This is a genomic window from Pantoea sp. JK (genome assembly GCF_026130245.1).
Lineage (GTDB): Bacteria > Pseudomonadota > Gammaproteobacteria > Enterobacterales > Enterobacteriaceae > Pantoea > Pantoea trifolii.
Genome location: NZ_JAINFN010000010.1, coordinates 86,646 through 110,016, shown reverse-complemented (window position 1 = coordinate 110,016; position 23,371 = coordinate 86,646). Strand labels below are relative to the sequence as shown.

Genomic DNA, 23,371 nt, shown 5'->3' with positions numbered 1-23,371 from the left:
TTAAAGATACTGATTAATCTTGGCCTTGAGGATATCAATCGCGATACGGTTCTTTCCGCCGCGCGGCACAATGATGTCAGCGTACTGCTTGGAAGGTTCAATAAATTGCAGGAACATCGGACGCACGGTCTTCTGATACTGGCTCATCACCGAATCCATTGAGCGGCCGCGCTCATTCACATCGCGCTTCATACGACGCATTAAACAGATATCCAGCGGCGTATCGACGAAGATGGAGAAATTCATCTCCTGGCGCAGGCGCGCATCGGTTAACAGCAAGATGCCTTCAAGGATGATGACTTTCTTCGATTTGAGATGAATGCAATCGCTGGTGCGGGTGTGCTCAACGTAGCTGTAAACCGGCAACTCAATTTCCTGACCGGCTTTCAGCGCGCGCAGATGCTGCAACAACAGATCATGATCCATCGCACTCGGATGGTCATAGTTGGTTTTCACCCTCTCTTCCATGGTGAGGTGGCTCTGATCTTTATAGTAGGCATCTTCGGGGATCACACCGATATGCTCGTCACCGACCTGGTCACGGATTTCACGATAGAGCGTGCTGGCGATAAGACTTTTTCCGGATGCGGATGCACCTGCGATGCCAACGATCACGCACTGATGAGACTTGTCAGTCATACTTTTTTAAGACCTGATAACTGGAGCCTGCCTAAGCCGAAGCTGCAACGGGCCGAATGAGAGGGTTAGTTGGCGGCAATTATAGGTATTTCACCGGTTTGATGCCAGAGAAATGGGCCAACGGCTTTTCAGAATATCCCCTTTTGCAGCCAGACGCTTAATCGATACACTGTACATCTGCCAACACTGTGGCGGGCGTTGGCACTCCGAATGTAGCCGCAAGGAAAAGTATGAGCTGGAAAACCCTGACCTATTTTGGCGACAGCATGTTGCTGATCCCGACTGCGGTAATCATCGCGCTGGTATTGCCATGGAAAAGCGACAACCGCCAAACCGTGTGGTACTGGGTGCTGGCGTTTGGTCTGGCTGGCCTGGTGGTGAGCGTCTCGAAAATACTGTTTCTCGGCTTTGGCATTGGTAGCGCCAGATTTAACTTCACCGGCTTCAGTGGGCACAGCGCGATGTCCGCCACGCTCTGGCCGGTAATGATGTGGCTGATCTCCGGTCGCTGGTCGCCGCGCTGGCGCCTGTTTACCATTGGTATCGGCTATCTGATTCCGTTGATGGTCGGCCTTTCACGTTTGGTAATCCACGCGCACTCAAAAAGCGAAGTACTTGCGGGCCTGATGCTCGGTTTCACACTCAGCACCGCATTTCTGCTGACGCAGCGCCGGACTTCGCTGAAGGGCTTTAGTCTGCCGCAGATCGGCGTCGCGCTACTGGTGCCGCTGCTGCTGCTGGGCCACGGTCGCGTCGCCACCACACAACAATTCCTCGAGCGCTTCTCTGCCAATCTTGCCGGCTTAGAAAAGCCTTATACCCGCGCCGATCTTTTTCGCTAACAGCGGTTGGCCCTTTGCGTGCAAAGGGCCAATCAATTCAGTGAATAACGGCTGAAATGCAATTCCCGGCAGAAATCTCAAACAGATGTGCTAGCATGCGAAATAGTGATTGATTGGCGCATTTTCCATCGTGAATCAGGTGCGCGCAGCTGGATTCTTGCATGACCCTCGAAATATTGACTTCACGAGAAAGACCACAACGAATTTGGCTCAATGCCTTGCTCATTGGCGGGCTCACTTTTCTACTGACGCTATTTTGTCTGGAACTGATCGTTGTCAGCGGACGTATTTCACCGCTTTGGTACTCCACCGCGCTGATGACGGTGATCGTGTTTCGTGCCCACTCAAAACACGTTCCCTTGCTGCTGCTTGCTTGCGTGATGGGTACCGCGCTGGCCAATCTGATCATTATTGGTCCCGCGCTCAGCAACATTAAATTTGCCATCTTAAATATGGTGCAGGCGATTCTGGGCGGCTTGATGCTGCGCGCCCTGCTCGATCGCCGCGCCCCGCTTAATTCGTTACTCGACTGGGTACGCTTTGCCTTGTGCGCCGGTCTGATTGCGCCGCTGCTCGGCGGCGTGGTGGCGTTGTGGATGCTGCATGTCGGTAGCAGCGCGTCACTGCCCTTCTTCTCAACCTGGGTGATTTCTGAAGTGATCGGCGTGCTGGCATTTGGTCCGGTGTTATTGCTGTGGCCGAACAAACCGCTGCGCCAGATTTTAACGCCAGGTCGTCAGCTGGAAACCTGCCTGACGCTGCTTGGCACGCTGCTCGCCAGCTATTTATCGCTGCGTTTTCTGCCGTGGCCCTTCACATTTATTGTGGTGATCCTGTTCTGGTGTGCGGTGCGGCTGCCAAAATTTGAAGCCTTTCTGCTGTTCTTCCTGAACGCCAGTTTTATCTCGATTCTGCTCGCCTTTAATTTGGTCAACCTGGCGCAAAACGGCATGCTGCTCGGCCAGGTCAGCACCTGGCTGCCGTTCCTGTTAGTGCTGCTGCCAAGCCACGTGATGGCGCTAGTAATGGATGCCTTCCAGCGCGAAAAACATCACATCAGCGAGAGCGAAACCCGCTTCCGTAACGCCATGGAATATTCTGCGATCGGTATGGCGCTGGTTGCGCCGAATGGGGGCTGGCAGCAGGTCAATCAGTCGCTGTGCCAGACGCTGGGCTTCCCGGCCGATGAACTGAAAAAGCTCACTTTCCAGCAAATTACCCATCCCGACGATCTCAACAGCGATTTGCACCAACTCGAACGATTGGTGGCGGGTGAAATCATGACCTACACCCTGGAGAAGCGCTATTTCCGCAAGGATGGTGAGATCGTTTGGGCGCGCCTGACGGTGTCGATGGTGCGCGACGCCGCGCAGCAGCCGCACTACTTCATCGCGCAGATTATCGATATCTCCGAGCTGAAGCAGAGCGAGCAGGTCAATCGCCGCCTGATGGAACGCATCACGCTGGCCAACGAAGCTGGCGGTATCGGCGTTTGGGAGTGGAATCTGCTGACCGGTGAAATGCTGTGGGACAAGCGCATGTACGAGCTGTTTGGCTTAGGTCCGCATCAAACGCCCACCTACGATCTCTGGGTGCATCTGCTTGATCCCGCCGAGCGGGAAACCGCCGCGCTGGTGGTGCAGCAGGCCATCGAACGCCGCAGCGCTTTCCAGCTGGAATACCGCATCAATTTGCCGGAAGGCCCGCGCTATGTGCGTTCTGAGGCCAACCGCATCCTCAGTCAGGATGGACAGATTGAACGTATGCTTGGCATTTGTCAGGACATCACGCCGCTGCGCGCGCTGAATGAAGCGCTGTTCCAGGAAAAAGAGCGCATGGCGATCACCCTCGACTCCATCGGCGAAGCGGTGATCAGTACCGATGATGAAATGCGCGTTACCTTTATGAATCCGGTGGCCGAAACGCTGAGCGGCTGGCCGCAGGAAAAAGCGGCAGGCGTGCCGATTACCGAGCTCCTCAACATTACGCGCGGCACAAGCGGGCCGCGTGTAGACAACCTGTTGCTGTGCCAGCTGCCGGGCGAAAAAATTTCCCCCGATCTCGATGAAGAGCTGGTGCTGCACACGCCAGACGGCACGCGCGTCGAGATTCATTACAGCATCACGCCGCTGAAAACCCTGACCGGCGCCAGCATCGGCGCGGTAATGGTTATTCAGGATGTCAGTGAATCGCGCAAGGTGATGAAGCGCCTGAGCTACAGTGCCTCACATGACATGCTGACACGCCTGCCCAATCGTCACAGCTTCGAACAGCGCTTAAAACAGTTGGTGAACGATGCGGCGGCCAATGACAGCCATCACGTATTGGTGTTTATCGATCTGGATAAATTCAAAGCGGTGAACGATACCGCTGGCCACGCCGCCGGTGATGCGCTGCTGCGCGAACTGGCAGAGCTGATGCCGCATCATCTGCGCAGCAGCGATATGCTGGCGCGTTTGGGCGGCGATGAGTTTGGCGTGTTGCTGCCGAATTGCGAAGTGGATCAGGTGCGCGACGTGGTGCAGCGCATCGTCAGCGCCGTGAGCGAATACCGTTTTATCTGGCAGGATCAGCCTTATCACGTGGGCGCGAGTGCCGGCATCACGCAAATTGATCAACGCAACTGTATCAGTAATGTGGTGATGTCCCAGGCTGATGTCGCCTGTTACAGCGCGAAACACGCGGGCCGTGGTCAGTATCACGTTTATCAGGAAGTGCAGATGTAATCTGCCACGTCTGCCCATTGCCAGCCCGCGCTGGCTGCGCTAAAGTCGCCCCCTTTTTTCCGGCATGGGGGATAAATATGTTTATCGGATTCGATTACGGCACAGCAAACTGCTCAATTGCGGTCAGCGATAATGGCACGCCGCGCCTGCTGACACTGGAGAATGGTCAGCGCCTGCTTCCCTCCATGATTTGTGCACCAACGCGTGAAGCGATCAGCGAATGGCTGTATCGCCATCATCAGGTTCCCACGCCCGACAGCGAAGGCACCGCCTTATTGCAGCGTGCGCTGCGTTATAACCGTGAAGAAGACATCGACGTCACGCCAGGCAGCGTGCAGTTCGGGTTGACTGCGCTGCAGCAATACATGGTCGATCCCGAAGACGTGTGGTTCGTGAAATCACCGAAATCCTTCCTGGGCGCGAATGGCCTGAAACCGCAGCAGATCGCTTTCTTTGAAGATCTGGTGTGCGCCATGATGCTGCACATTCGTCAGCAAGGTGAAACCCAGCTCGATCGCCCGATTGAGCAAGCGGTAATTGGTCGCCCGATTAACTTCCAGGGTTTAGGCGGTGAAGAAGCCAACCAGCAGGCGCAAGGTATTTTGCTGCGTGCAGCACAGCGCGCCGGTTTCCGTGATGTCGAGTTCCAGTTTGAGCCGGTGGCGGCAGGCCTGGATTTTGAAGCCACGCTGCAGAAAGAGACGCGCGTGCTGGTCGTGGATATCGGCGGCGGCACCACCGACTGCTCGATGCTGCTGATGGGCCCAGAATGGCGTCACAAAACCGATCGCCGTGAAAGCTTGCTCGGACACAGCGGATGCCGCGTGGGCGGAAACGATCTCGACATTATGCTGGCGTTCAAAACCCTGATGCCGCTGCTGGGCCTCGGTGGCAATACGCAGAAAGGCACCGCGCTGCCCGCGCTGCCATGGTGGAATGCGGTGGCGATCAACGATGTTCCAGCGCAAAGCGACTTCTATTCCGCAGCCAGCGGCAAACTGCTGCGCGATTTGATTCGCGATGCCGAACACGGTGACAAAGTATCGCACCTGCTGAAAGTGTGGCAGCAAAAGCTGAGTTATCGTCTGGTGCGTGCGGCGGAAGAGAGCAAGATTGCGCTGTCGGAGATGAAAGAGACCGACACCTCGCTGGCGTTTATCGCCGCCCAATTGCAGGCGCAGATCAGCGCAGCGCAGCTGGAAGAAGCGATTAACCAACCGCTGGAACGGATTCTGGAGCAAGTGCATCTGGCGCTCGCCACCTGCGAAACCAAGCCAGAAGTGATTTATCTCACCGGCGGTAGCGCACGTTCGCCGGTGCTGCGCGCTGCACTGCAGCATGCGCTGCCCGACACGCCTATCGCCAGCGGCGATGACTTCGCCTCGGTGACCGCCGGCCTGGCGCGCTGGGCCGAAGTGATGTTCAGTTAGTTCCCTCTCCCGCTTGCGGGAGAGGGTTAGGGTGAGGGACAGAACGCACGGTGCGATTTTCCCCTCACCCTGCCCTCTCCCAAAAGGAGAGGGAAAAGCCAAAGATTCTGCCAGATTAGAAATTCACGTTCGCACTGATCCCGCCTACAAACGCATCTTTCACTTCACTCACCGCACCCGGCGCAACCACATATTGCAGATTCGGACGCAGCTGCAGCCATTTGGTCAGCTGAGCGTTGTAGTAGATTTCATAGTTGTACTCTGAGCCGTCCTGAATCGGCAGATAAGTTGGGCTATTGAAGTCCGCCTCGCCGTTAGCATTGTTCTGCTCACGCAGAGAACGCGTGTAAGCGCTGTTAACGTGAATACGCGCCGCACCGACACCAATCTCATCCTGCGGACGCGCATCAAACGGCCCTTTCCAGGTGAAGCTCACCGACTGATAGTTATCGGTTTTCGAGGTTTTCTGGTCGTTCATCACCGCTTGGACGGTGACGCCCAAGCCACGGCTGGCATCGCCGCCTTGTGCCGTCAACTGCTGTTGCAACAGCACGTAGCCGCCATAAGCATGATCCTGGCTTTGATAGGCGCCATCGCGCCAGCTGCCGTAGTTGTCGCCGTTAGCCGATGAGTAGTAATAACCGATGCGGTAATTACCCGGCAGCTTGTCTGCGCCCAAGGTCGGTTTCCAGCCCAACTCTACCGGCACCATATTGCCTTCGGAGTTACTGGTATCCAGGCGGAAGCCGTCACCGCGATCGTAGTTGGCACTGTTCTGGTTATAGAAACCGACCTGGAAGAACACCTCAGGCGTGATATTCACCTTCACGCGGCCGCCCCATTGGGAAACTGGCCAGTTGAACCAGCGATCGCCACGCCAGTTACCTGCCTGGCCGCTACCAAACGCCAGGTTCTGGAACTTACTGTCAAAGTTATCGAAATCTTCACCCACGGTCACACGACCCGCTTTCAGGTTCACGGTGTTATCGAACAGACCCTGGCTCAACCAGAACTGGGTCAAGCGCCAGGTTTGGCCGCGTCCGTACACTTCCTGAGGTGATGACAACATGCCAGTACGAGAATCGGCAACCTGATCGGCGATGTTCTGACCATTACGATCGGTAATCGTCACCTGGAATTGCGCGTCCTGCCAGTTGAGCAGTTTTTCCAGGTCGAAGTTAGCGCCAAATGCCCACTGGTCGCTGTAGCGCATGGTGGTGTTGGTATCGGCACCGCCTGCCAGGTTGGAGCCGGTTTCCATGGTGTAGTTAACGTCGAATTTAATGCCGTCGTTTTCCAGCTGCGTTCGGTAACCGCCCCAATCACCAAACATATATGGAGAGTCGTAACTGAAAGCATCAGCGGCCAGCGCAGATGCACTCAGCATCGCAAACATCAGGGTTCCCGCTGCCAGGCGGGGTAAATGCTGCACTGCTTCTTTTCTGTTCATGATGGTTATTCTTATATGAAGTTACTGGAATGGATCGAACAGAGGATAGTGCTGAGGATTTGTCAGTTTTTGCAAATATGTGCGCAGTTAACCTGAGGTTGATAGTGCGTTAGCGCAATTGTGACGCCTGTCTATGATTGAAAATCTTTTGGCGAAAATGGCATTTTTTGTGAGGCAGAGCAGGAAAATGGCGGGACGCCGCAGCGTCCCTGAAAACATTACAGTTTGCTGGCGCTCGCCAGCTCTTCGATCTCTTGCTTGCTGAGTTCCAGCTGAGTAGCTTTCACCAGCTCATCCAGCTGCTCCAGTGAAGTGGCACTGACAATGGGCGCGGTGATGCCTGGGCGCGCAATCTGCCACGCCAGCGCAACCTGCGTCGCCGACACATCGTGCGAGGCGGCGACATCTTCTAATGCTTCAACAATGCGCTTGCCGCGTTCATTCAGATATTTATCTACGATGCCCTGCCCGCGCTTACTTTTGCTGGCATCTTCCGGCTTTTTGTATTTGCCGCTGAGGAAGCCGCTGGCCAGTGAATAGTAGTTGATCACCCCGAGGCCATTTTTCACCGCGACCTGCTCCAGACCGCTTTCGTACTCCTGACGATCGTAGAGATTGTATTCCGGCTGCAGCGTTTCATAGCGCGCCAGGCCGTGCTGCTTGCTCACATCCAGCGCTTCCTGCAGACGTTTCGCGTTGTAGTTTGACGCGCCAATCGCACGCACTTTGCCCTCTTTGATCAGTGAATCGAAGGCTTTCAGCGTGTCCAGCAGCGGCGTGGTTTCATCATCGCGATGCGCCTGATAGAGATCGATAACGTCGGTTTGCAGGCGGCGCAGTGAATCTTCCACCGCCTGACGAATGTAAGCCGGTTTAAGACCGGTTTTCTCTGGCGACAGCTCCATGCCGACTTTAGTAGCCAGCACGATGCTGTCGCGCTTGCCGCTTTTCTTCAGCCATTTACCGATGATGGTTTCCGATTCGCCCCCTTCGTTACCCGGCGCCCAGCGCGAATAAACGTCGGCGGTATCGATGAAGAACAAGCCCTTCTCCACCAGCGCATCAAGCAGTGAAAACGAGGTTTTCTCATCCACCGTCCAGCCAAACACGTTGCCGCCAAAGGTGAGACAGGGAACGTCGATACCGCTGTCGCCAAGCTGGCGGAGTTTCTGTTGACTCATTTTGTTCTCCTTATTCAAACGAGACAGGTCTGCTATTGAGCTTAGCAAAGGAATTCGTCGCGCTTATGCCTATTGCTGGCAGAATATTTACAGAATATGAATACTTACCTTCGCCAGGGCGATATTCTTATTTCCTTCAATTTTTGCCCGATCCGGGCGACTACAATCATTCGTTTGCGTAGTGGCATTTTTATTACGCACCTTGGGAATACGAAACCGCTGGAGAGCACACACCTTGATGAACCGTCGACTCAAAACAAGCTTGCTGGCCGTAGCCGTGATTGCCGTATTGGCTGGCGGATATTACTGGTGGCAACATCCAGCGGAACCGAATAAACAGACGCAGGCTGAAGGTCAGCAGCAGCGTGGACGCGGCGCAAGCGGCAAACGCCCCTTAGCGCCAGTGCAAGCCGCCGCTGCCACAACCAGTAGCGTGCCGTATTTCCTTAGCGGCCTCGGCACCGTCACCGCCGCCAACACCGTCACCGTGCGCAGTCGCGTTGATGGGCAATTGATGGCGCTGCACTTCCAGGAAGGACAACAAGTGGCCGCTGGCGCTTTGCTGGCGGAAATCGATCCGCGTCCTTATCAGGTGGCGTTAACCCAGGCGCAGGGCCAATTGGCAAAAGACCAGGCCACACTCGCCAATGCGCGCCGCGATCTCAGCCGCTATGAGAAACTGGCAAAAACCTCGCTGGTGTCGCAGCAGGAACTCGATACACAACGTTCGCTGGTGAGCGAAACGCTTGGCACCATCAAAGCCGATGAAGGTAACGTCGCCAGCGCCCAGCTCAATCTGACTTACAGCCGCATTACCGCGCCAATTGGTGGACGCGTCGGCTTGAAGCAGGTTGATGTCGGCAATTACATCACGTCCGGCGACACCACCGGTTTAGTGGTGATCACCGAAACGCATCCAATTGACGTGGTGTTCAGCGTCGCCGAGAACAACATCAGCCAAATCCTCAAGGCGCAGAAAAGCGGACAGCCGCTGATCGTCGAAGCCTGGGATCGCAGCAATAAAACGCTGCTAACCAGCGGCACGCTGTTGAGTCTCGACAACCAGATTGATGCCACCACTGGCACCATCAAGCTCAAAGCGCGCTTCAGTAACGAAGATGACACGCTGTTCCCGAATCAGTTTGTCAACGCGCGTCTGAAAGTCGATACCTTGCAGGATGCGGTGGTGATCCCGACCGCCGCGCTGCAGATGAGCAACGACGGCCACTTTGTCTGGGTGGTTAACAGCGACAACAAAGTGAGCAAGAAACGCGTTACCGCTGGGTTGCAGGACAGCCAGAAAGTGGTGATCAGCGCGGGCCTTGAAGCAGGCGATCGCGTGGTGACCGACGGGCTGGATCGTCTGACGGAAGGCGCCACCGTTGAAGTGGTGGCACCGCAAAGTGCCGCGACACACAGCACGCGCGCTGCGCAGCCCGCACGCGGAGAGCGTCAATAATGCAGGTGATGCCTCCTGACAGCAGCGGTGGACCTTCGCGCCTGTTTATTCTGCGCCCGGTCGCCACCACGCTGCTGATGATCGCCATTCTGTTAGCTGGCGTGCTCGGCTACCGTTTTCTGCCGGTTTCCGCTCTGCCTGAAGTCGATTATCCAACCATTCAGGTAGTTACGCTCTATCCCGGCGCCAGTCCTGATGTGGTGACTTCATCCATTACCGCGCCGCTGGAACGCCAGTTCGGCCAGATGTCCGGCCTGAAGCAGATGTCGTCGCAGAGTTCGGGCGGCGCTTCCGTGGTGACATTGCAGTTTCAGCTGACGCTGTCACTGGATGTTGCCGAGCAGGAAGTGCAGGCGGCGATCAACTCCGCCACCAACCTGCTGCCTAACGATCTGCCGAATCCGCCGGTGTACAGCAAAGTGAATCCGGCCGATCCGCCAATCATGACGCTCGCCGTTACCACCACCAGCATGCCGCTCACGCAGGTGCAGGACATGGTGGAAACGCGCGTGGCGCAGAAGATTTCCCAGGTTTCTGGCGTGGGTTTGGTGACGCTGTCAGGCGGGCAACGCCCTGCGGTGCGCGTGAAGATGAACACCCAGGCGCTGGCCGCGCTCGGCCTGACCAGCGAATCGGTGCGTACCGCCATTACCAACGCTAACGTCAACTCGGCGAAAGGCAGCCTCGACGGCCCAACGCGCTCGATTACGCTGTCGGCCAACGACCAGATGACCTCGGCGGAAGATTATCGCAAGCTGATCATCAGCTATAACAACGGCGCGCCGGTGCGACTGGGCGATGTCGCCACCATTGAACAAGGTGCCGAGAACAGCTGGCTCGGCGCCTGGGCAAACCGTCAGCAGGCGATTGTGCTCAACGTGCAGCGCCAGCCCGGCGCCAACATCATCGCCACCGCCGATAATATTCGCGCCATGTTGCCTGGATTAACCGCCACGCTGCCGAAATCGGTGGATGTGAAACTGCTAACTGACCGCACCACCAATATCCGCGCCTCGGTCAGCGATACCCAGCACGAACTGATGCTGGCGATGGGTTTGGTGGTGATGATCATCTACCTGTTCCTGCGTAACGTCCCGGCAACCATCATTCCTGCCGTCGCCGTACCGCTGTCGCTGATCGGCACCTTTGCCGCGATGTATTTCCTTGGCTTCTCGGTCAACAATCTGACGCTGATGGCGCTGACCATCGCCACCGGCTTTGTGGTTGATGATGCCATCGTGGTGATCGAGAACATCTCGCGCTATATCGAAAAAGGCGAAAAGCCGCTGACGGCGGCGCTGAAAGGCGCGGGCGAGATTGGCTTCACCATTATCTCCCTCACCTTCTCGCTGATTGCTGTGCTAATCCCGCTGCTGTTTATGGGCGATGTGATTGGCCGCCTGTTTCGCGAATTCGCCGTGACGCTGGCGGTGGCGATTTTGATTTCCGCCGTGGTGTCGCTGACGCTGACGCCGATGATGTGCGCGCGCATGTTAAGCGCCGAATCGCTGCGCAAGCAGAACCGCTTCTCGCGCGCCAGCGAAGCGATGTTTGACCGCGTTATTGCCAGCTACGGACGCGGCTTAACGCGCGTGCTGCTGCATCCGTGGATCACCTTGTCGGTGGCGCTCAGCACCTTGCTGATCACCGTGTTGCTGTGGATCGTCATCCCCAAAGGCTTCTTCCCGCAGCAGGATAACAGCATTATTCAGGGTACCTTGCAGGCACCGCAGTCGGTTTCCTACGCCAACATGGCGGAGCGCACGCGCGATGTCGCGTCGATCATCATGAAAGATCCGGCGGTGCAGAGCATGACCTCGTTTGTCGGCGTCGATGGCACCAACGCCGCGCTCAACAGCGCTCGCCTGCAAATCAACCTCAAGCCGCTGAATGAACGTGACGATCGCATTCCGGCGGTGCAGCAGCGCCTGCAACAGGCGCTAGCCAAAGTGCCAGGCATTTCACTGTGGCTGCAACCGGTGCAGGATTTGACCATTGATACCCAAGCCAGCCGCACGCCGTACCAGTTCACGCTGCAATCCGGCTCGCTCGAGTCGCTGAGTTTGTGGGTGCCGAAACTGCTGGAGCAGCTGAATACGCTGCCACAGCTGCGTGACGTCAGCAGCGACTGGCAGGATCAAGGACTGGAAGCCTTTGTGCGCGTCGATCGTGACAGCGCCAGCCGGCTGGGCATCAGCATGGCCGATGTGGATAACGCGCTATATAACGCCTTTGGTCAGCGGCTGATCTCCACCATTTACACCCAGGCCAACCAATATCGCGTGGTGCTGGAACAGAACAGCGATGCCACGCCGGGGCTGGCGAGCCTCGACGGCATTCGTCTGACCAGCAGTGACGGCGGCAGCGTGCCGCTTAGCGCCATCGCGCAAATTGAGGAGCGCCACGCCGCGCTCAGCATCAACCATCTCGATCAGTTCCCGTCAGCAACCTTCTCGTTCGATGTCGCTGACGGCTATTCGCTGGGCGATGCGGTGAAAGCGGTGAGCGCGGCGGAAGATCAGGTGGGCATGCCCGCCGAGATGATGACGCAGTTCCAGGGCAGCACGCTGGCCTTCGAAGCCGCGTTGTCCAGTACCGTGTGGCTGATCGTGGCGGCGGTGGTGGCGATGTATATCGTGCTCGGCGTGCTGTATGAGAGCTTTATCCACCCGATCACCATTCTCTCGACGCTGCCCACCGCTGGTGTGGGTGCGCTGCTGGCGCTGATGCTGAGCGGCAACGAGCTGGATATCATCGGCATCATCGGCATTATCTTGCTGATCGGTATCGTGAAGAAAAACGCCATCATGATGATCGACTTCGCGCTGGCTGCGGAGCGTGAACAAGGCATGCCGCCGCGCGAGGCGATTTATCAGGCATGCTTGCTGCGTTTCCGTCCGATTCTGATGACGACATTGGCGGCGCTGCTCGGTGCGCTGCCGCTGATGCTGAGCACCGGCGTCGGCGCAGAGCTGCGCCATCCGCTGGGGATCGCCATGGTCGGCGGCTTAGTGGTAAGTCAGGTGCTGACGCTGTTCACTACGCCGGTGATCTATCTGCTGTTTGATCGTCTGTCGCACGCTACGCGCCGTCGCTTTAAAGGCTCGGAGGCGCAGTCGTGAAGTTCTTCGCGCTGTTTATCCATCGCCCGGTCGCCACCACGTTGCTGACGCTGGCGATTGCGCTGGCCGGCATTCTCGGCTTTCGCCTGTTGCCGGTGGCGCCGCTGCCGCAGCTCGATTTCCCGGTGATTTTGGTCTCGGCTTCGCTGCCCGGCGCATCGCCGGAAACCATGGCGGCCTCGGTGGCAACGCCGCTCGAGCGCTCGCTGGGGCGCATCGCCGGCGTCAGTGAAATGACCTCCACCAGCTCACTGGGCAGCACGCGCATCATTCTGGTGTTCGATTTTGATCGCGACATCAACGGTGCGGCGCGCGATGTCCAGGCGGCAATCAACGCGGCACAAAGCCTGCTGCCAACCGGTATGCCAAGCCGTCCCAGCTACCGCAAAGCCAATCCTTCCGATGCGCCGATCATGATTTTGACGCTGACCTCGGACATTTATAATCCCGGTCAGCTGTATGATTACGCCTCAACGCAGCTGGCGCAGAAGCTGTCACAAATTGAAGGCGTAGGCGATGTGACGGTCGGCGGCAGCTCGTTGCCTGCGGTGCGCGTCGAACTCAACCCGCAGGCGCTGTTCAATCAAGGCGTGTCGCTGGATGCGGTGCGCACCGCCATCAGCAACGCCAACCAACGCCGTCCGCAGGGCGCGATTGATGATGTGCAGCAGCGCTGGCAGTTACGCACCAACGGAGAATTGCAAACCGCCAGCGAATATCAGCCGCTGGTGGTGCATTACAACAACGGTGCGGCGGTGCGGCTCAGCAATGTCGCTAACGTGCAGGATTCGGTGCAGGACGTACGCAACGCCGGGATGACCAACGGCAAAGCGGCGGTGCTGCTGGTGGTGCGCAAATCGCCGGAAGCCAACATCATCGATACCGTTGATCGCATTCGTGGCGAATTGCCGGAACTGCATGACGTGATCCCCGCCGCCATCGATCTGCAAATTGCACAGGATCGCTCGCCCACCATTCGCGCCTCGCTGCATGAAGTGGAACAATCGCTGATCATCGCCGTCGCGCTGGTGATTCTGGTGGTGTTTGCCTTCCTGCGCGACTGGCGCGCGACGCTGATCCCCGCCGCTGCGGTGCCGGTTTCGCTGATTGGCACCTTTGCCGCCATGTATCTGTGCGGTTTCAGTCTGAATAACCTGTCGCTGATGGCGTTAACCATCGCCACCGGTTTTGTTGTCGATGACGCGATTGTGGTGCTGGAGAACATTGCGCGCCACGTCGAAGCGGGCATGAAGCCGCTGCAGGCGGCGCTGACCGGCGTGCGCGAAGTCGGTTTTACCGTGCTGTCGATGAGCCTGTCGCTGATTGCCGTGTTCCTGCCGCTGCTGATGATTGGCGGCATCATTGGCCGCTTCTTCTCAGAGTTTGCCATCACGTTGTCGGTGGCGATTCTGATCTCGCTGTTTATCTCGGTCACGCTGACGCCGATGATGTGCGCTTATCTGCTCAAGCCGCAGGTCAAGCGTAGCCAGCCACGCACGCGCGGTTTCGGCAAGCTGCTGATGAAGGTGCAAAACGGCTACGCGCGCTCACTAGGTTGGGTGCTGAACCACGCTATTTGGGTGCTGATGCTGCTGCTCGGCACCGTGGCTCTTACGGTTTGGCTGTTCATCTCGATACCGAAAACCTTTATGCCGGAGCAGGATACCGGCCGCTTACAAGGGTTTATCTCGGCGGACCAGAGCATTTCGTTCCAGGCGATGCGCGGCAAGCTGCAGGATTTCATGAACATCATCAAAGCCGATCCGGCGGTGGATAACGTCACCGGCTTTACCGGCGGTTCGCGCACCAATAGCGGCTCGATGTTCGTCTCGCTCAAACCGCTCTCCGAGCGCAGCGAAAGCGCGCAGCAAGTGATCGCCCGGCTGCGTATCAAGCTGGCAAAAGAGCCGGGCGCCAATCTCTATCTCAACGCGGTACAGGACATTCGCATTGGCGGACGTGAATCCAACGCCAGCTATCAATACAGTTTGCTGTCGGACAACCTGAATGATTTGCGCGAATGGGAGCCGAAAATCCGTCAGGCGTTTGCCGCCCTGCCCGAGCTGGCGGACGTCAACTCGGATCAGCAGGACAACGGCAGCGAAATGAATCTGACCTACGATCGTGAAAGCATGGCGCGGCTCGGCATCGATGTGTCTGCCGCTAACGCGCTGCTGAATAACGCCTTTGGTCAGCGCCAGATCTCCACCATTTATCAGCCGCTCAATCAGTACAAAGTGGTGATGGAAGTCGATCCGCGTTACACCCAGGACATCAGTTCACTCGATCAGATGTTTGTGATTAACAGCGACGGCAAAGCGATTCCGCTGAGCTGGTTTGCCAAGTGGCAACCGGCCAACGCGCCGCTGTCGGTGAACCATGAAGGCTTGTCGGCGGCGTCCACCATTTCGTTCAACCTGCCGGAAGGCGTGTCGCTGTCGCAGGCGTCTGAAGCCATCGATCGCACCATCACCGCGCTTGGCGTGCCCTCCAGCGTGCGCGGCAGTTTTGCCGGCACCGCGCAGGTGTTCCAGCAGTCGCAATCCAACCAGCTCTACCTGATGCTGGCAGCGATTGCGGCGGTGTATATCGTGCTCGGCATTCTGTATGAGAGCTACGTGCATCCGCTGACCATTCTCTCCACGCTGCCGTCGGCGGGCGTCGGCGCGCTGCTGGCGCTGGAGCTGTTCAACACGCCGTTCAGCCTGATTGCGCTGATCGGCATTCTGCTGCTGATCGGTATCGTGAAGAAAAACGCCATCATGATGGTCGACTTTGCGCTGGATGCCGAGCGCAACGGCAATCTGTCGCCGCGCGACGCGATCTTCCAGGCGTGCCAACTGCGCTTCCGCCCGATTCTGATGACCACGCTCGCCGCGCTGTTTGGCGCGCTGCCGTTGGTATTGACCAGCGGTGACGGCGCAGAACTGCGTCAGCCACTCGGCATCACCATCGCCGGGGGTTTGGTGATGAGCCAGCTGCTGACGCTTTACACCACGCCGGTGGTCTATTTGATGATGGATAAGCTGCGGCGGCGTAAGAAAAAAGTGTAGGTGGCGGGTTAAGGGAGGTCGCCATGAATGGCGCCCCTACCCACCCAGCATTCGTAGGGTCACCATTTAGGGTGACCGTATAGCAGAGGAGATTCAGTGAACACGCAAAACGCCACCGTGCGCTGGCAGCTGTGGATCGTCGCGTTTGGCTTCTTTATGCAGGCGCTGGATACCACCATCGTTAACACTGCGATCCCCTCGATGGCGCGCGATCTCAACGTCAGTCCGCTGAATATGCACTCGGTGATCGTTTCCTATGTGCTGACCGTGGCGATTACGCTGCCAATCAGCGGCTGGCTGGCGGACCGATTTGGCGTGCGCAATATCTTCTTCTGCGCCATTGTGCTGTTCAGCATCGGCTCGCTGCTGTGCGCCTTCTCCACCACGCTGGATGAGCTGATTATGGCGCGCGTGGTGCAAGGCATTGGCGGTGCGATGATGGTGCCGGTTGGCCGTTTAACGGTGATGAAAATCGTGCCGCGCGAGCAATATATGTCGGCGATGACTTTCGTCACCACGCCGGGACAAATTGGTCCGCTGCTCGGCCCGGCGCTCGGCGGGATTCTGGTACAGTACGCCAGTTGGCACTGGATCTTCCTGATCAACATTCCGGTTGGCATTATTGGCGCGATTGCCACGCTAACGCTGATGCCCAATTACACCATGCAGACGCGACGCTTCGATTTTCTCGGCTTTGTGCTGCTGGCTGTTGGCATGGCGACTTTAACGCTGGCGCTGGATGGCCAGCGCAGCTCCGGCGGATCGCCGCTGTTGCTCGGCTTACTGATTCTGGTAGGCGTGTTTTCGCTGCTGTTCTACCTGATGCACGGCCGCAACAACGATAACGCGCTGTTCAGTCTGAAATTATTTGATAACCGCATCTATTCGATTGGCCTGATCGGCAGTTTTACCGGCCGCATCGGTAGCGGCATGCTGCCGTTTATGACGCCAATTTTCCTGCAGGTCGGCCTCGGCTACAGCCCGTTTCACGCCGGATTGATGATGATTCCAATGGTGCTCGGCAACATGGGCACCAAACGCGTGGTGGTGCGCATCGTCAACCTGTTTGGTTATCGCCATGCGTTAGTCGGCGCGACGATCGCGCTGGCGCTGGTGGTGCTGCTGTTCCCGCTGGTGGCGCTGCTCGGCTGGATCTGGCTGCTGCCGGTGGTGCTGTTGCTGCAAGGCATGGTGAATGCCATCCGCTTCTCCTCGATGAACACCTTGACGCTAAAGGAACTGCCGGACGATCTGGCTTCGAGCGGCAACTCGTTGTTATCGATGATCATGCAGCTGTCGATGAGTATTGGCGTCACCGTGGCCGGTTTGCTGCTGGGCGCATTCGGTCACGGCGTGGTGACCGACAGCGCGGCGGCCCATCAAACCTTTATTTACACCTATCTGTGCATGGCGCTGGTGATAGCGCTGCCGGCGTTTGTATTTTGGCGCGTACCGAAGGATGTCAGTAAAAACGTTGACCTTAGAGGCAGGAGCAAAGGATGAAACGACCGGTAAAATGGGGCATTGGCGCCAAACTGTTTGCGGCGATTTTTTCCACCTGCATGCTGGTGATCATCACCATGCATTGGGGCGTGCGGCTCAGCTTTGAGCACGGCTTTGTGGACTACATCAAAAAAGGCAACGAACAGCGCTTAACCCTGCTGAGCGATGCGCTGGCCGATCAGTATGAGCAGCACGGTAGCTGGGATTTTCTGCGTACCAATGACAAGCTGATTTTTTCTATCTTGCGCTCGCTGGAGCAGAATCCTGGCAGCGTTAACCAGCTACCGCCGCACGGCTGGCGCACGCAGTTCTGGATTATCGATCAGCAATACAAAGTGCTGTCAGGGCCGCGTCAGCCAGTGCCGCCGGAAGGCACACGACGCAATATCACCACCAGCAACGGCAAGATTGTTGGCTGGGTGATTGCCTCACCGGCCGAACGTCTGACGCGCAGCACCGACATCAACTTTGATCAGCAACAGCGACGTACCAGCTGGATGATCGTGGCGTTAACCGGTTTACTCGCTGCGTTGGTCACCTGGCTGTTGGCGCGCGGTTTACTGGCACCGGTGAAACGACTGGTAGATGGTACGCACCATCTGGCGGCGGGCAATTTCGCCACCCGCGTGGAAGTCGGCAGCAGCGATGAACTCGGTCAACTGGGCCGCGACTTCAACCTGCTTGCCAGCTCGCTGGAGAAAAACGAAAGCAACCGCCGCGCCTTTATGGCCGACATCTCCCATGAACTGCGCACGCCGCTGGCGATACTGCGCGGTGAGCTTGAAGCGATGCAGGATGGCGTACGCAAGCTGACGCCCGAAGCCATCAGCTCGCTACAAAGCGAAGTGGTGGTGCTGACTAAACTGGTCGACGACTTGCATCAGCTGTCGCTGTCCGATGCGGGCGCCCTCGCCTATCGCACACAGCCGGTTGATTTGGTTAATCTGCTGGAAGTGGTGGCTGGCAGCTTCGGCGAACGTTATCGCAGCCGCGGCTTATCGCTGAATCTGGCATTGCCCGCGCAGGCCGAGAGCTTTGGCGATCCCGATCGTCTGATGCAGCTGTTCACCAATTTGCTGGAAAACAGCCTGCGTTATACCGACAGCGGCGGCGCGGTGCAGCTCTCGATGGCGCTGGCGGGTGAAAACTGGCAGCTGAAGTTTGCGGATAGCGCGCCGGGCGTCGATCCGGCCCATCAGGCACAATTATTTGAACGATTTTTCCGCGCGGAAAGTTCGCGTAATCGCGCCAGCGGCGGCTCGGGGCTTGGCCTGGCGATCTGTAAAAACATCGTGGAAGCGCATGACGGCAGCATCAGTGCGGATCACTCTGATTTAGGTGGACTGCAAATCACGCTAAACTTGCCGTATGTTCCTCACTAGACGTCCCATATGAGCCCGGAAAATAGCGATCCTCTGATCCTTGTTGTAGAAGATGAACCCAAACTGGCGCAGCTGATGATTGATTATCTGCAGGCATCCAACTATCGCACGCACCACATTGCCGACGGTAACGAGGTGTTGAGCTACGTACAGCAAACACCGCCGGATCTGATGCTGCTGGATTTGATGCTGCCCGGCCGCGATGGCTTAACGCTGTGCCGCGAAATTCGCCGCTTCTCCGAGTTGCCGATCATCATGGTGACCGCGCGTACCGAAGAGATTGATCGCCTGCTGGGGCTGGAAATCGGTGCCGATGACTATATCTGCAAGCCGTTCAGCCCGCGTGAAGTGGTGGCGCGCGTCAAAACCATTTTGCGCCGCGTCAAACGTTCACCGGAAGAAGCGCAGCAGGAATCGCATCTGCATATTGATGAGAGCCGCTTTCAGGCCAGCTGGCGTGAACAGCAGCTGGAGCTGACGCCTGCGGAGTTTCGTCTGCTGAAAACGCTGGCGCTGGAGCCGGGAAAAGTGTTCTCGCGCGAGCAGTTGCTCAATCATCTCTACGACGATTACCGCGTGGTCACCGATCGCACCATCGACAGCCACATCAAAAACCTGCGCCGCAAGCTGGAAAGCCTCGATGCGGAACAGCCGTTTATCCGAGCCGTATACGGCATGGGCTATCGCTGGGAAGCGGACGTCTGCCGCTTGCTGTAACCTGCAGCGGCTTACGTTGATCAAGGTCAATTTACATCGGATGCGGGCCTGCCTACAATTCCCCACCTTTTGCAGGGCCGTATAATGCGGCCGCTGCACCTGCCATCCGCGATGGCATGCTGACCTGACATCAGTGAGAAAATCCATGTTAAAACCTGAACTGCTTTCTCCAGCGGGATCGCTGAAGAATATGCGCTATGCCTTTGCCTACGGCGCTGACGCCGTCTATGCCGGCCAACCGCGCTACAGCCTGCGCGTACGCAATAACGAATTCACCCACGAAATTCTGGCCAAGGGCATCAATGAAGCCCATGAACTGGGTAAGAAATTCTACGTGGTGGTCAACATCGCCCCGCACAACGCCAAACTGAAAACCTTTATCCGCGATTTGACGCCGGTGGTGGCGATGCAGCCGGACGCGCTGATCATGTCCGATCCCGGCTTGATTATGCTGGTGCGTGAAGCCTTCCCGCAGATGCCAATTCACCTGTCGGTGCAGGCCAACGCGGTTAACTGGGCGACGGTGAAATTCTGGCAGCAAATGGGGCTGACGCGCGTGATTCTGTCGCGTGAGCTGTCGCTGGATGAGATCGCCGAAATCCGCCAGCAGGTACCGGAAATGGAGATTGAAATCTTCGTGCACGGCGCGCTGTGCATGGCCTATTCCGGCCGCTGCCTGCTCTCCGGCTATCTTAACAAACGCGATCCTAATCAAGGGACCTGCACCAACGCCTGCCGCTGGGAATATAAAGTGGAAGAAGGCAAGCAGGACGAGGTTGGCAATATTGTCGGTTTCCATGAGCCGGTTAAGGTGCAAGAAGCTACGCTCGGCGTTGGTGCGACCACTGACCGCGTGTTCCTGCTGGAAGAGAAGATGAAACCGGGTGACGTGATGAGTGCCTTTGAGGACGAACACGGCACCTACATCATGAACTCAAAAGATCTGCGCGCGGTGGCGCACGTTGAACGTCTGAGCCAAATGGGCGTGCATTCGCTGAAAATTGAAGGTCGCACCAAATCCTTCTACTACTGCGCGCGCACCGCGCAGGTTTATCGTCGCGCCATTGACGATGCCGCAGCCGGCAAACCGTTCGACCCGGCACTGCTGGAGACGCTGGAAGGCCTGGCGCATCGCGGTTACACCGAAGGTTTCCTGCGTCGTCATACCCATGATAGCTATCAGAACTACGAGCAAGGTTTCTCCATCTCCGAGCGCCAGCAGTTTGTCGGTGAATTCACCGGCGAACGTCGCGGCGACTGGGCGCAGATTGCGGTGAAGAACAAGTTTATGCTCGGGGATGCTGTCGAGATCATGACGCCTGAAGGCAACCTCAATTGCACGCTCGAAACCATGCAGAACGATAAAGGATCAGCGGTAGACGTGGCGCCAGGCGATGGGCATCGCGTGTGGATCCCGGTACCGGAATCGGTCAACCTCGCCTTTGCCCTGCTGCTACGTAACTTCACCGATGGCAACAGCACCTACGATCCACACGGGAAAAATCGCACGTAATGAAAAGATTTCGGCGAAGTTAGATTAGGATCACAGACCACCTCTTCGCCTCGCTTTAGAATCCCGCCTGCTGCTAACGAGTAAGAATAAAAGCAGGTAGTACCAGGAACCACCTCATTCACCCGCCCGGCTCCCCCGTGCGGGTTTTCTTTTTTTCGTCTCCCGCCGATAAAGTTCTCTCCCCAGCTATGCTATAACCAGTGCTCTGTCTCTCGCATCAAGGAACTGATAATGCAAAACAAACCGCTGACGCTGCTGATCCTCAATGGGAAAGGCGCAGGTAATGAAGATTTGCGCGCTGCGGTGAATACGCTGCGTGATGAAGGCTTTAATCTGGCGGTGCGCGTCACCTGGGAAAAGGGTGATGGCGATCGTTATGTACAAGAAGCGGTCGCTTTGCAGGCAGAAACCGTGGTGGCGGGAGGCGGCGATGGCACCATCAATGAAATCGCGACCGCGTTAGCGAGATTGCCAGAGCAACAACGTCCAGCGCTGGGCATTTTACCGCTCGGCACCGCCAATGATTTCGCCACCAGCGTCGGTATTCCCGAAGGCATGGAACCGGCTTTACGCTTAGCGCTGGTGGGAAAAGCCACGGCGATCGATTTGGCGCGCGTGAATGGCGATCGCTACTTTATCAATATGGCGACCGGCGGATTTGGCACCCGCATCACCACCGAAACGCCTGAAAAGCTGAAATCGGCGCTGGGTGGCGTGTCGTACTTTATTCATGGGTTGATGCGTGTCGATGCGCTGAAGCCTGACAGCTGTGAAATCAGCGGCCCTGGCTTTAACTGGCAAGGCGATGCGCTGGTGATTGGCATTGGCAATGGACGTCAGGCCGGTGGCGGACAAAAGCTCTGCCCGGATGCGCTGATCAATGATGGACAGCTCAACCTCAGCATCGTCACCGCGCAAGAGCTGCTGCCCACGTTGCTGCATTCCCTGACGCGTGACGATGAAAATCCGAATATCGTCACCGCGCAGTTGCAGTCACTCACCATCCGCTCACCGCATGAGATGACGTTTAATCTGGATGGTGAACCGCTGACGGGAAGTGAGTTTGAGATTGAAGTGATGGCGGGCGCACTGAGCTGCCGCTTGCCGCCGCAGTGCCCATTATTAGCGTGATTTTTCGCGGGTCGCCAATCATGGCGACCCAGTCGCTGATTTAGACTTTCATCCAGCGGCGTTCCAACGCGGAAACCGCTACCGCTTCCAGCACCTTCTGCACCTGCAATCCTTCGGCGAAATCTGGCCACATGCGATCGCCAGCGGCAATGCCATTGATCAAATCGCGGATCTCGACGGTTTTCTGATCGTTAAAACCGATGCCGTGTCCGGCAGAGACGCAGAAATTGGCGTAATCCGGATGTGCCGGACCGGTCAAAATGGTTTTGAAACCCTGACGTCCTGCCGGTTCATCGTGGATGTACAGCTCCAGCTCGGCCATACGTTCCTGGGTATAACGCAGCGTGCCTTTGGTGCCGGTGACCACATAAGTCAGACCCATTTTGCTGCCGCAGGCGATACGCGAGGTTTCAAACACGCCGTGCGCCCCGTTTTTAAAGCGCAGCAAGGCACTGGCCTGATCTTCATTTTCCACCGGCAGCAGGCGCGACTTGTCCTTCGGGTCCGGACGCTCTTTAATCACCGTCATCATATCGCCGCTGACTTCTTCAATATCACCGACCAGATAGTGCGCCATATTCACAATATGTGCAGCGAGGTCGCCTAACGCGCCTAATCCCGCCAGCGCTTTCTGGCAGTGCCAGTCGAGTGGGGTTTCTGGGCGTGCCAGATAATCTTCGTTGTGCGTGCCGTAGAAATGCACCACGTCGCCGATTTCACCGCGAGCGATAATCTCGCGTGCCAGCTGGCTGGTCGGGTTTTTCATGTAGTTGAAACCGACCAGCGTTTTCACGCCCGCCTGCTGCGCCGCTTGCACCATCTCTTCCGCATCGGCCACTGACAGCGATAACGGTTTCTCGGAGTAAACGTGCTTGCCGTTACGAATCGCTTCCAGCGCCATCTCTTTGTGCAGGAAGTTTGGCGCACAGATATCAACCACATCGATGTTTGGATCGCGTACCAGCTCACGCCAGTCGCCAGTAGAACGTGCAAAGCCAAAGGTTGCCGCTTGTTTCGCCGCCAGCTCTGGATTTACCTCCGCCAGCATCTCACGCACGATCTCGCCTTTCAGGGCAAAAACCGTGGGGGCCTGAGCGTAGGCAATCGCGTGACAACGACCGATGTAACCACTGCCAATAATACCGATTCTGACTTTGTTCATGACTAATCCTGCATTCGGGTAAGCGTTGATGTGGAATATATGTTTCGCTTTTTGCCCCGAC

General features: G+C 57.2%; 15 protein-coding genes. 11 read left to right on the top strand and 4 right to left on the bottom strand.

Going from position 1 to position 23,371, the window contains the following annotated elements; all coding sequences use genetic code 11:
• On the bottom strand, positions 1 to 639 hold the full coding sequence (gene udk, locus PanJK_RS19875) for a uridine kinase (protein WP_008104883.1): 639 nt from the start codon (positions 637 to 639) through the stop codon (positions 1 to 3).
• A 230-nt stretch (positions 640 to 869) separates the two neighbouring features.
• On the opposite strand from udk, the gene PanJK_RS19870 reads away from it, so the two are divergent.
• The 3 genes from PanJK_RS19870 (at position 870) to yegD (ending at position 5,637) form a co-directional block, all read left to right on the top strand.
• A complete protein-coding gene (locus PanJK_RS19870) occupies positions 870 to 1,481 on the top strand; it encodes a phosphatase PAP2 family protein (protein ID WP_008104884.1) in 612 nt (203 codons plus the stop codon).
• 161 nt (positions 1,482 to 1,642) lie between these two features.
• Positions 1,643 to 4,207, top strand: coding sequence for a diguanylate cyclase (locus PanJK_RS19865; protein WP_256696874.1), 2,565 nt, complete (start codon positions 1,643 to 1,645; stop codon positions 4,205 to 4,207).
• A 77-nt stretch (positions 4,208 to 4,284) separates the two neighbouring features.
• Positions 4,285 to 5,637, top strand: coding sequence for a molecular chaperone (gene yegD, locus PanJK_RS19860; RefSeq protein WP_256696875.1), 1,353 nt, complete (start codon positions 4,285 to 4,287; stop codon positions 5,635 to 5,637).
• Positions 5,638 to 5,752: 115 nt separating this feature from the next.
• On the opposite strand, the gene PanJK_RS19855 is transcribed toward yegD, so the two are convergent.
• Both PanJK_RS19855 and PanJK_RS19850 read right to left on the bottom strand, forming a co-directional pair.
• Complete coding sequence (locus PanJK_RS19855) at positions 5,753 to 7,087, bottom strand: carbohydrate porin (protein ID WP_265302332.1); 1,335 nt, start codon at positions 7,085 to 7,087, stop codon at positions 5,753 to 5,755.
• 218 nt (positions 7,088 to 7,305) lie between these two features.
• Positions 7,306 to 8,268, bottom strand: coding sequence for an aldo/keto reductase (locus PanJK_RS19850; RefSeq protein ID WP_265302330.1), 963 nt, complete (start codon positions 8,266 to 8,268; stop codon positions 7,306 to 7,308).
• 238 nt (positions 8,269 to 8,506) lie between these two features.
• Here PanJK_RS19850 and PanJK_RS19845 point away from each other — a divergent pair, with 238 nt between their 5' ends.
• The 8 genes from PanJK_RS19845 (at position 8,507) to yegS (ending at position 22,148) form a co-directional block, all read left to right on the top strand.
• Positions 8,507 to 9,727, top strand: coding sequence for an MdtA/MuxA family multidrug efflux RND transporter periplasmic adaptor subunit (locus PanJK_RS19845; RefSeq protein WP_256696878.1), 1,221 nt, complete (start codon positions 8,507 to 8,509; stop codon positions 9,725 to 9,727).
• Entirely contained in the window at positions 9,727 to 12,849 is a 3,123-nt protein-coding gene (locus PanJK_RS19840; RefSeq protein ID WP_265302325.1) for an MdtB/MuxB family multidrug efflux RND transporter permease subunit, read from the top strand. Before PanJK_RS19845 ends, PanJK_RS19840 begins: the two co-directional genes overlap by 1 nt.
• The gene (gene mdtC, locus PanJK_RS19835; protein WP_265302323.1) at positions 12,846 to 15,902 is read left to right on the top strand and encodes a multidrug efflux RND transporter permease subunit MdtC; all 3,057 of its coding nucleotides are present in this window, start codon (positions 12,846 to 12,848) and stop codon (positions 15,900 to 15,902) included. The genes PanJK_RS19840 and mdtC overlap by 4 nt, the downstream gene beginning before the upstream one ends.
• A gap of 96 nt (positions 15,903 to 15,998) precedes the next feature.
• Positions 15,999 to 17,405 (top strand): multidrug transporter subunit MdtD, encoded by a 1,407-nt coding sequence (gene mdtD / locus PanJK_RS19830; RefSeq protein ID WP_265302321.1) that lies wholly within the window; start codon positions 15,999 to 16,001, stop codon positions 17,403 to 17,405.
• Positions 17,402 to 18,787, top strand: coding sequence for a two-component system sensor histidine kinase BaeS (baeS, locus tag PanJK_RS19825; protein ID WP_265302319.1), 1,386 nt, complete (start codon positions 17,402 to 17,404; stop codon positions 18,785 to 18,787). The genes mdtD and baeS overlap by 4 nt, the downstream gene beginning before the upstream one ends.
• Positions 18,788 to 18,796: 9 nt before the next feature.
• A complete protein-coding gene (baeR, locus tag PanJK_RS19820) occupies positions 18,797 to 19,504 on the top strand; it encodes a two-component system response regulator BaeR (RefSeq protein WP_008104910.1) in 708 nt (235 codons plus the stop codon).
• A gap of 145 nt (positions 19,505 to 19,649) precedes the next feature.
• Positions 19,650 to 21,017 carry a tRNA 5-hydroxyuridine modification protein YegQ gene (gene yegQ / locus PanJK_RS19815; protein WP_265302316.1) on the top strand — a complete coding sequence of 456 codons (1,368 nt, stop codon included), beginning with the start codon at positions 19,650 to 19,652 and terminating at the stop codon, positions 21,015 to 21,017.
• A gap of 231 nt (positions 21,018 to 21,248) precedes the next feature.
• Positions 21,249 to 22,148, top strand: coding sequence for a lipid kinase YegS (gene yegS, locus PanJK_RS19810; protein ID WP_265302314.1), 900 nt, complete (start codon positions 21,249 to 21,251; stop codon positions 22,146 to 22,148).
• A gap of 40 nt (positions 22,149 to 22,188) precedes the next feature.
• Here the strand turns inward: yegS and PanJK_RS19805 are convergent, their stop codons facing one another.
• Positions 22,189 to 23,310 (bottom strand): Gfo/Idh/MocA family protein, encoded by a 1,122-nt coding sequence (locus PanJK_RS19805; protein ID WP_265302313.1) that lies wholly within the window; start codon positions 23,308 to 23,310, stop codon positions 22,189 to 22,191.
• Positions 23,311 to 23,371: the final 61 nt, after the last annotated feature.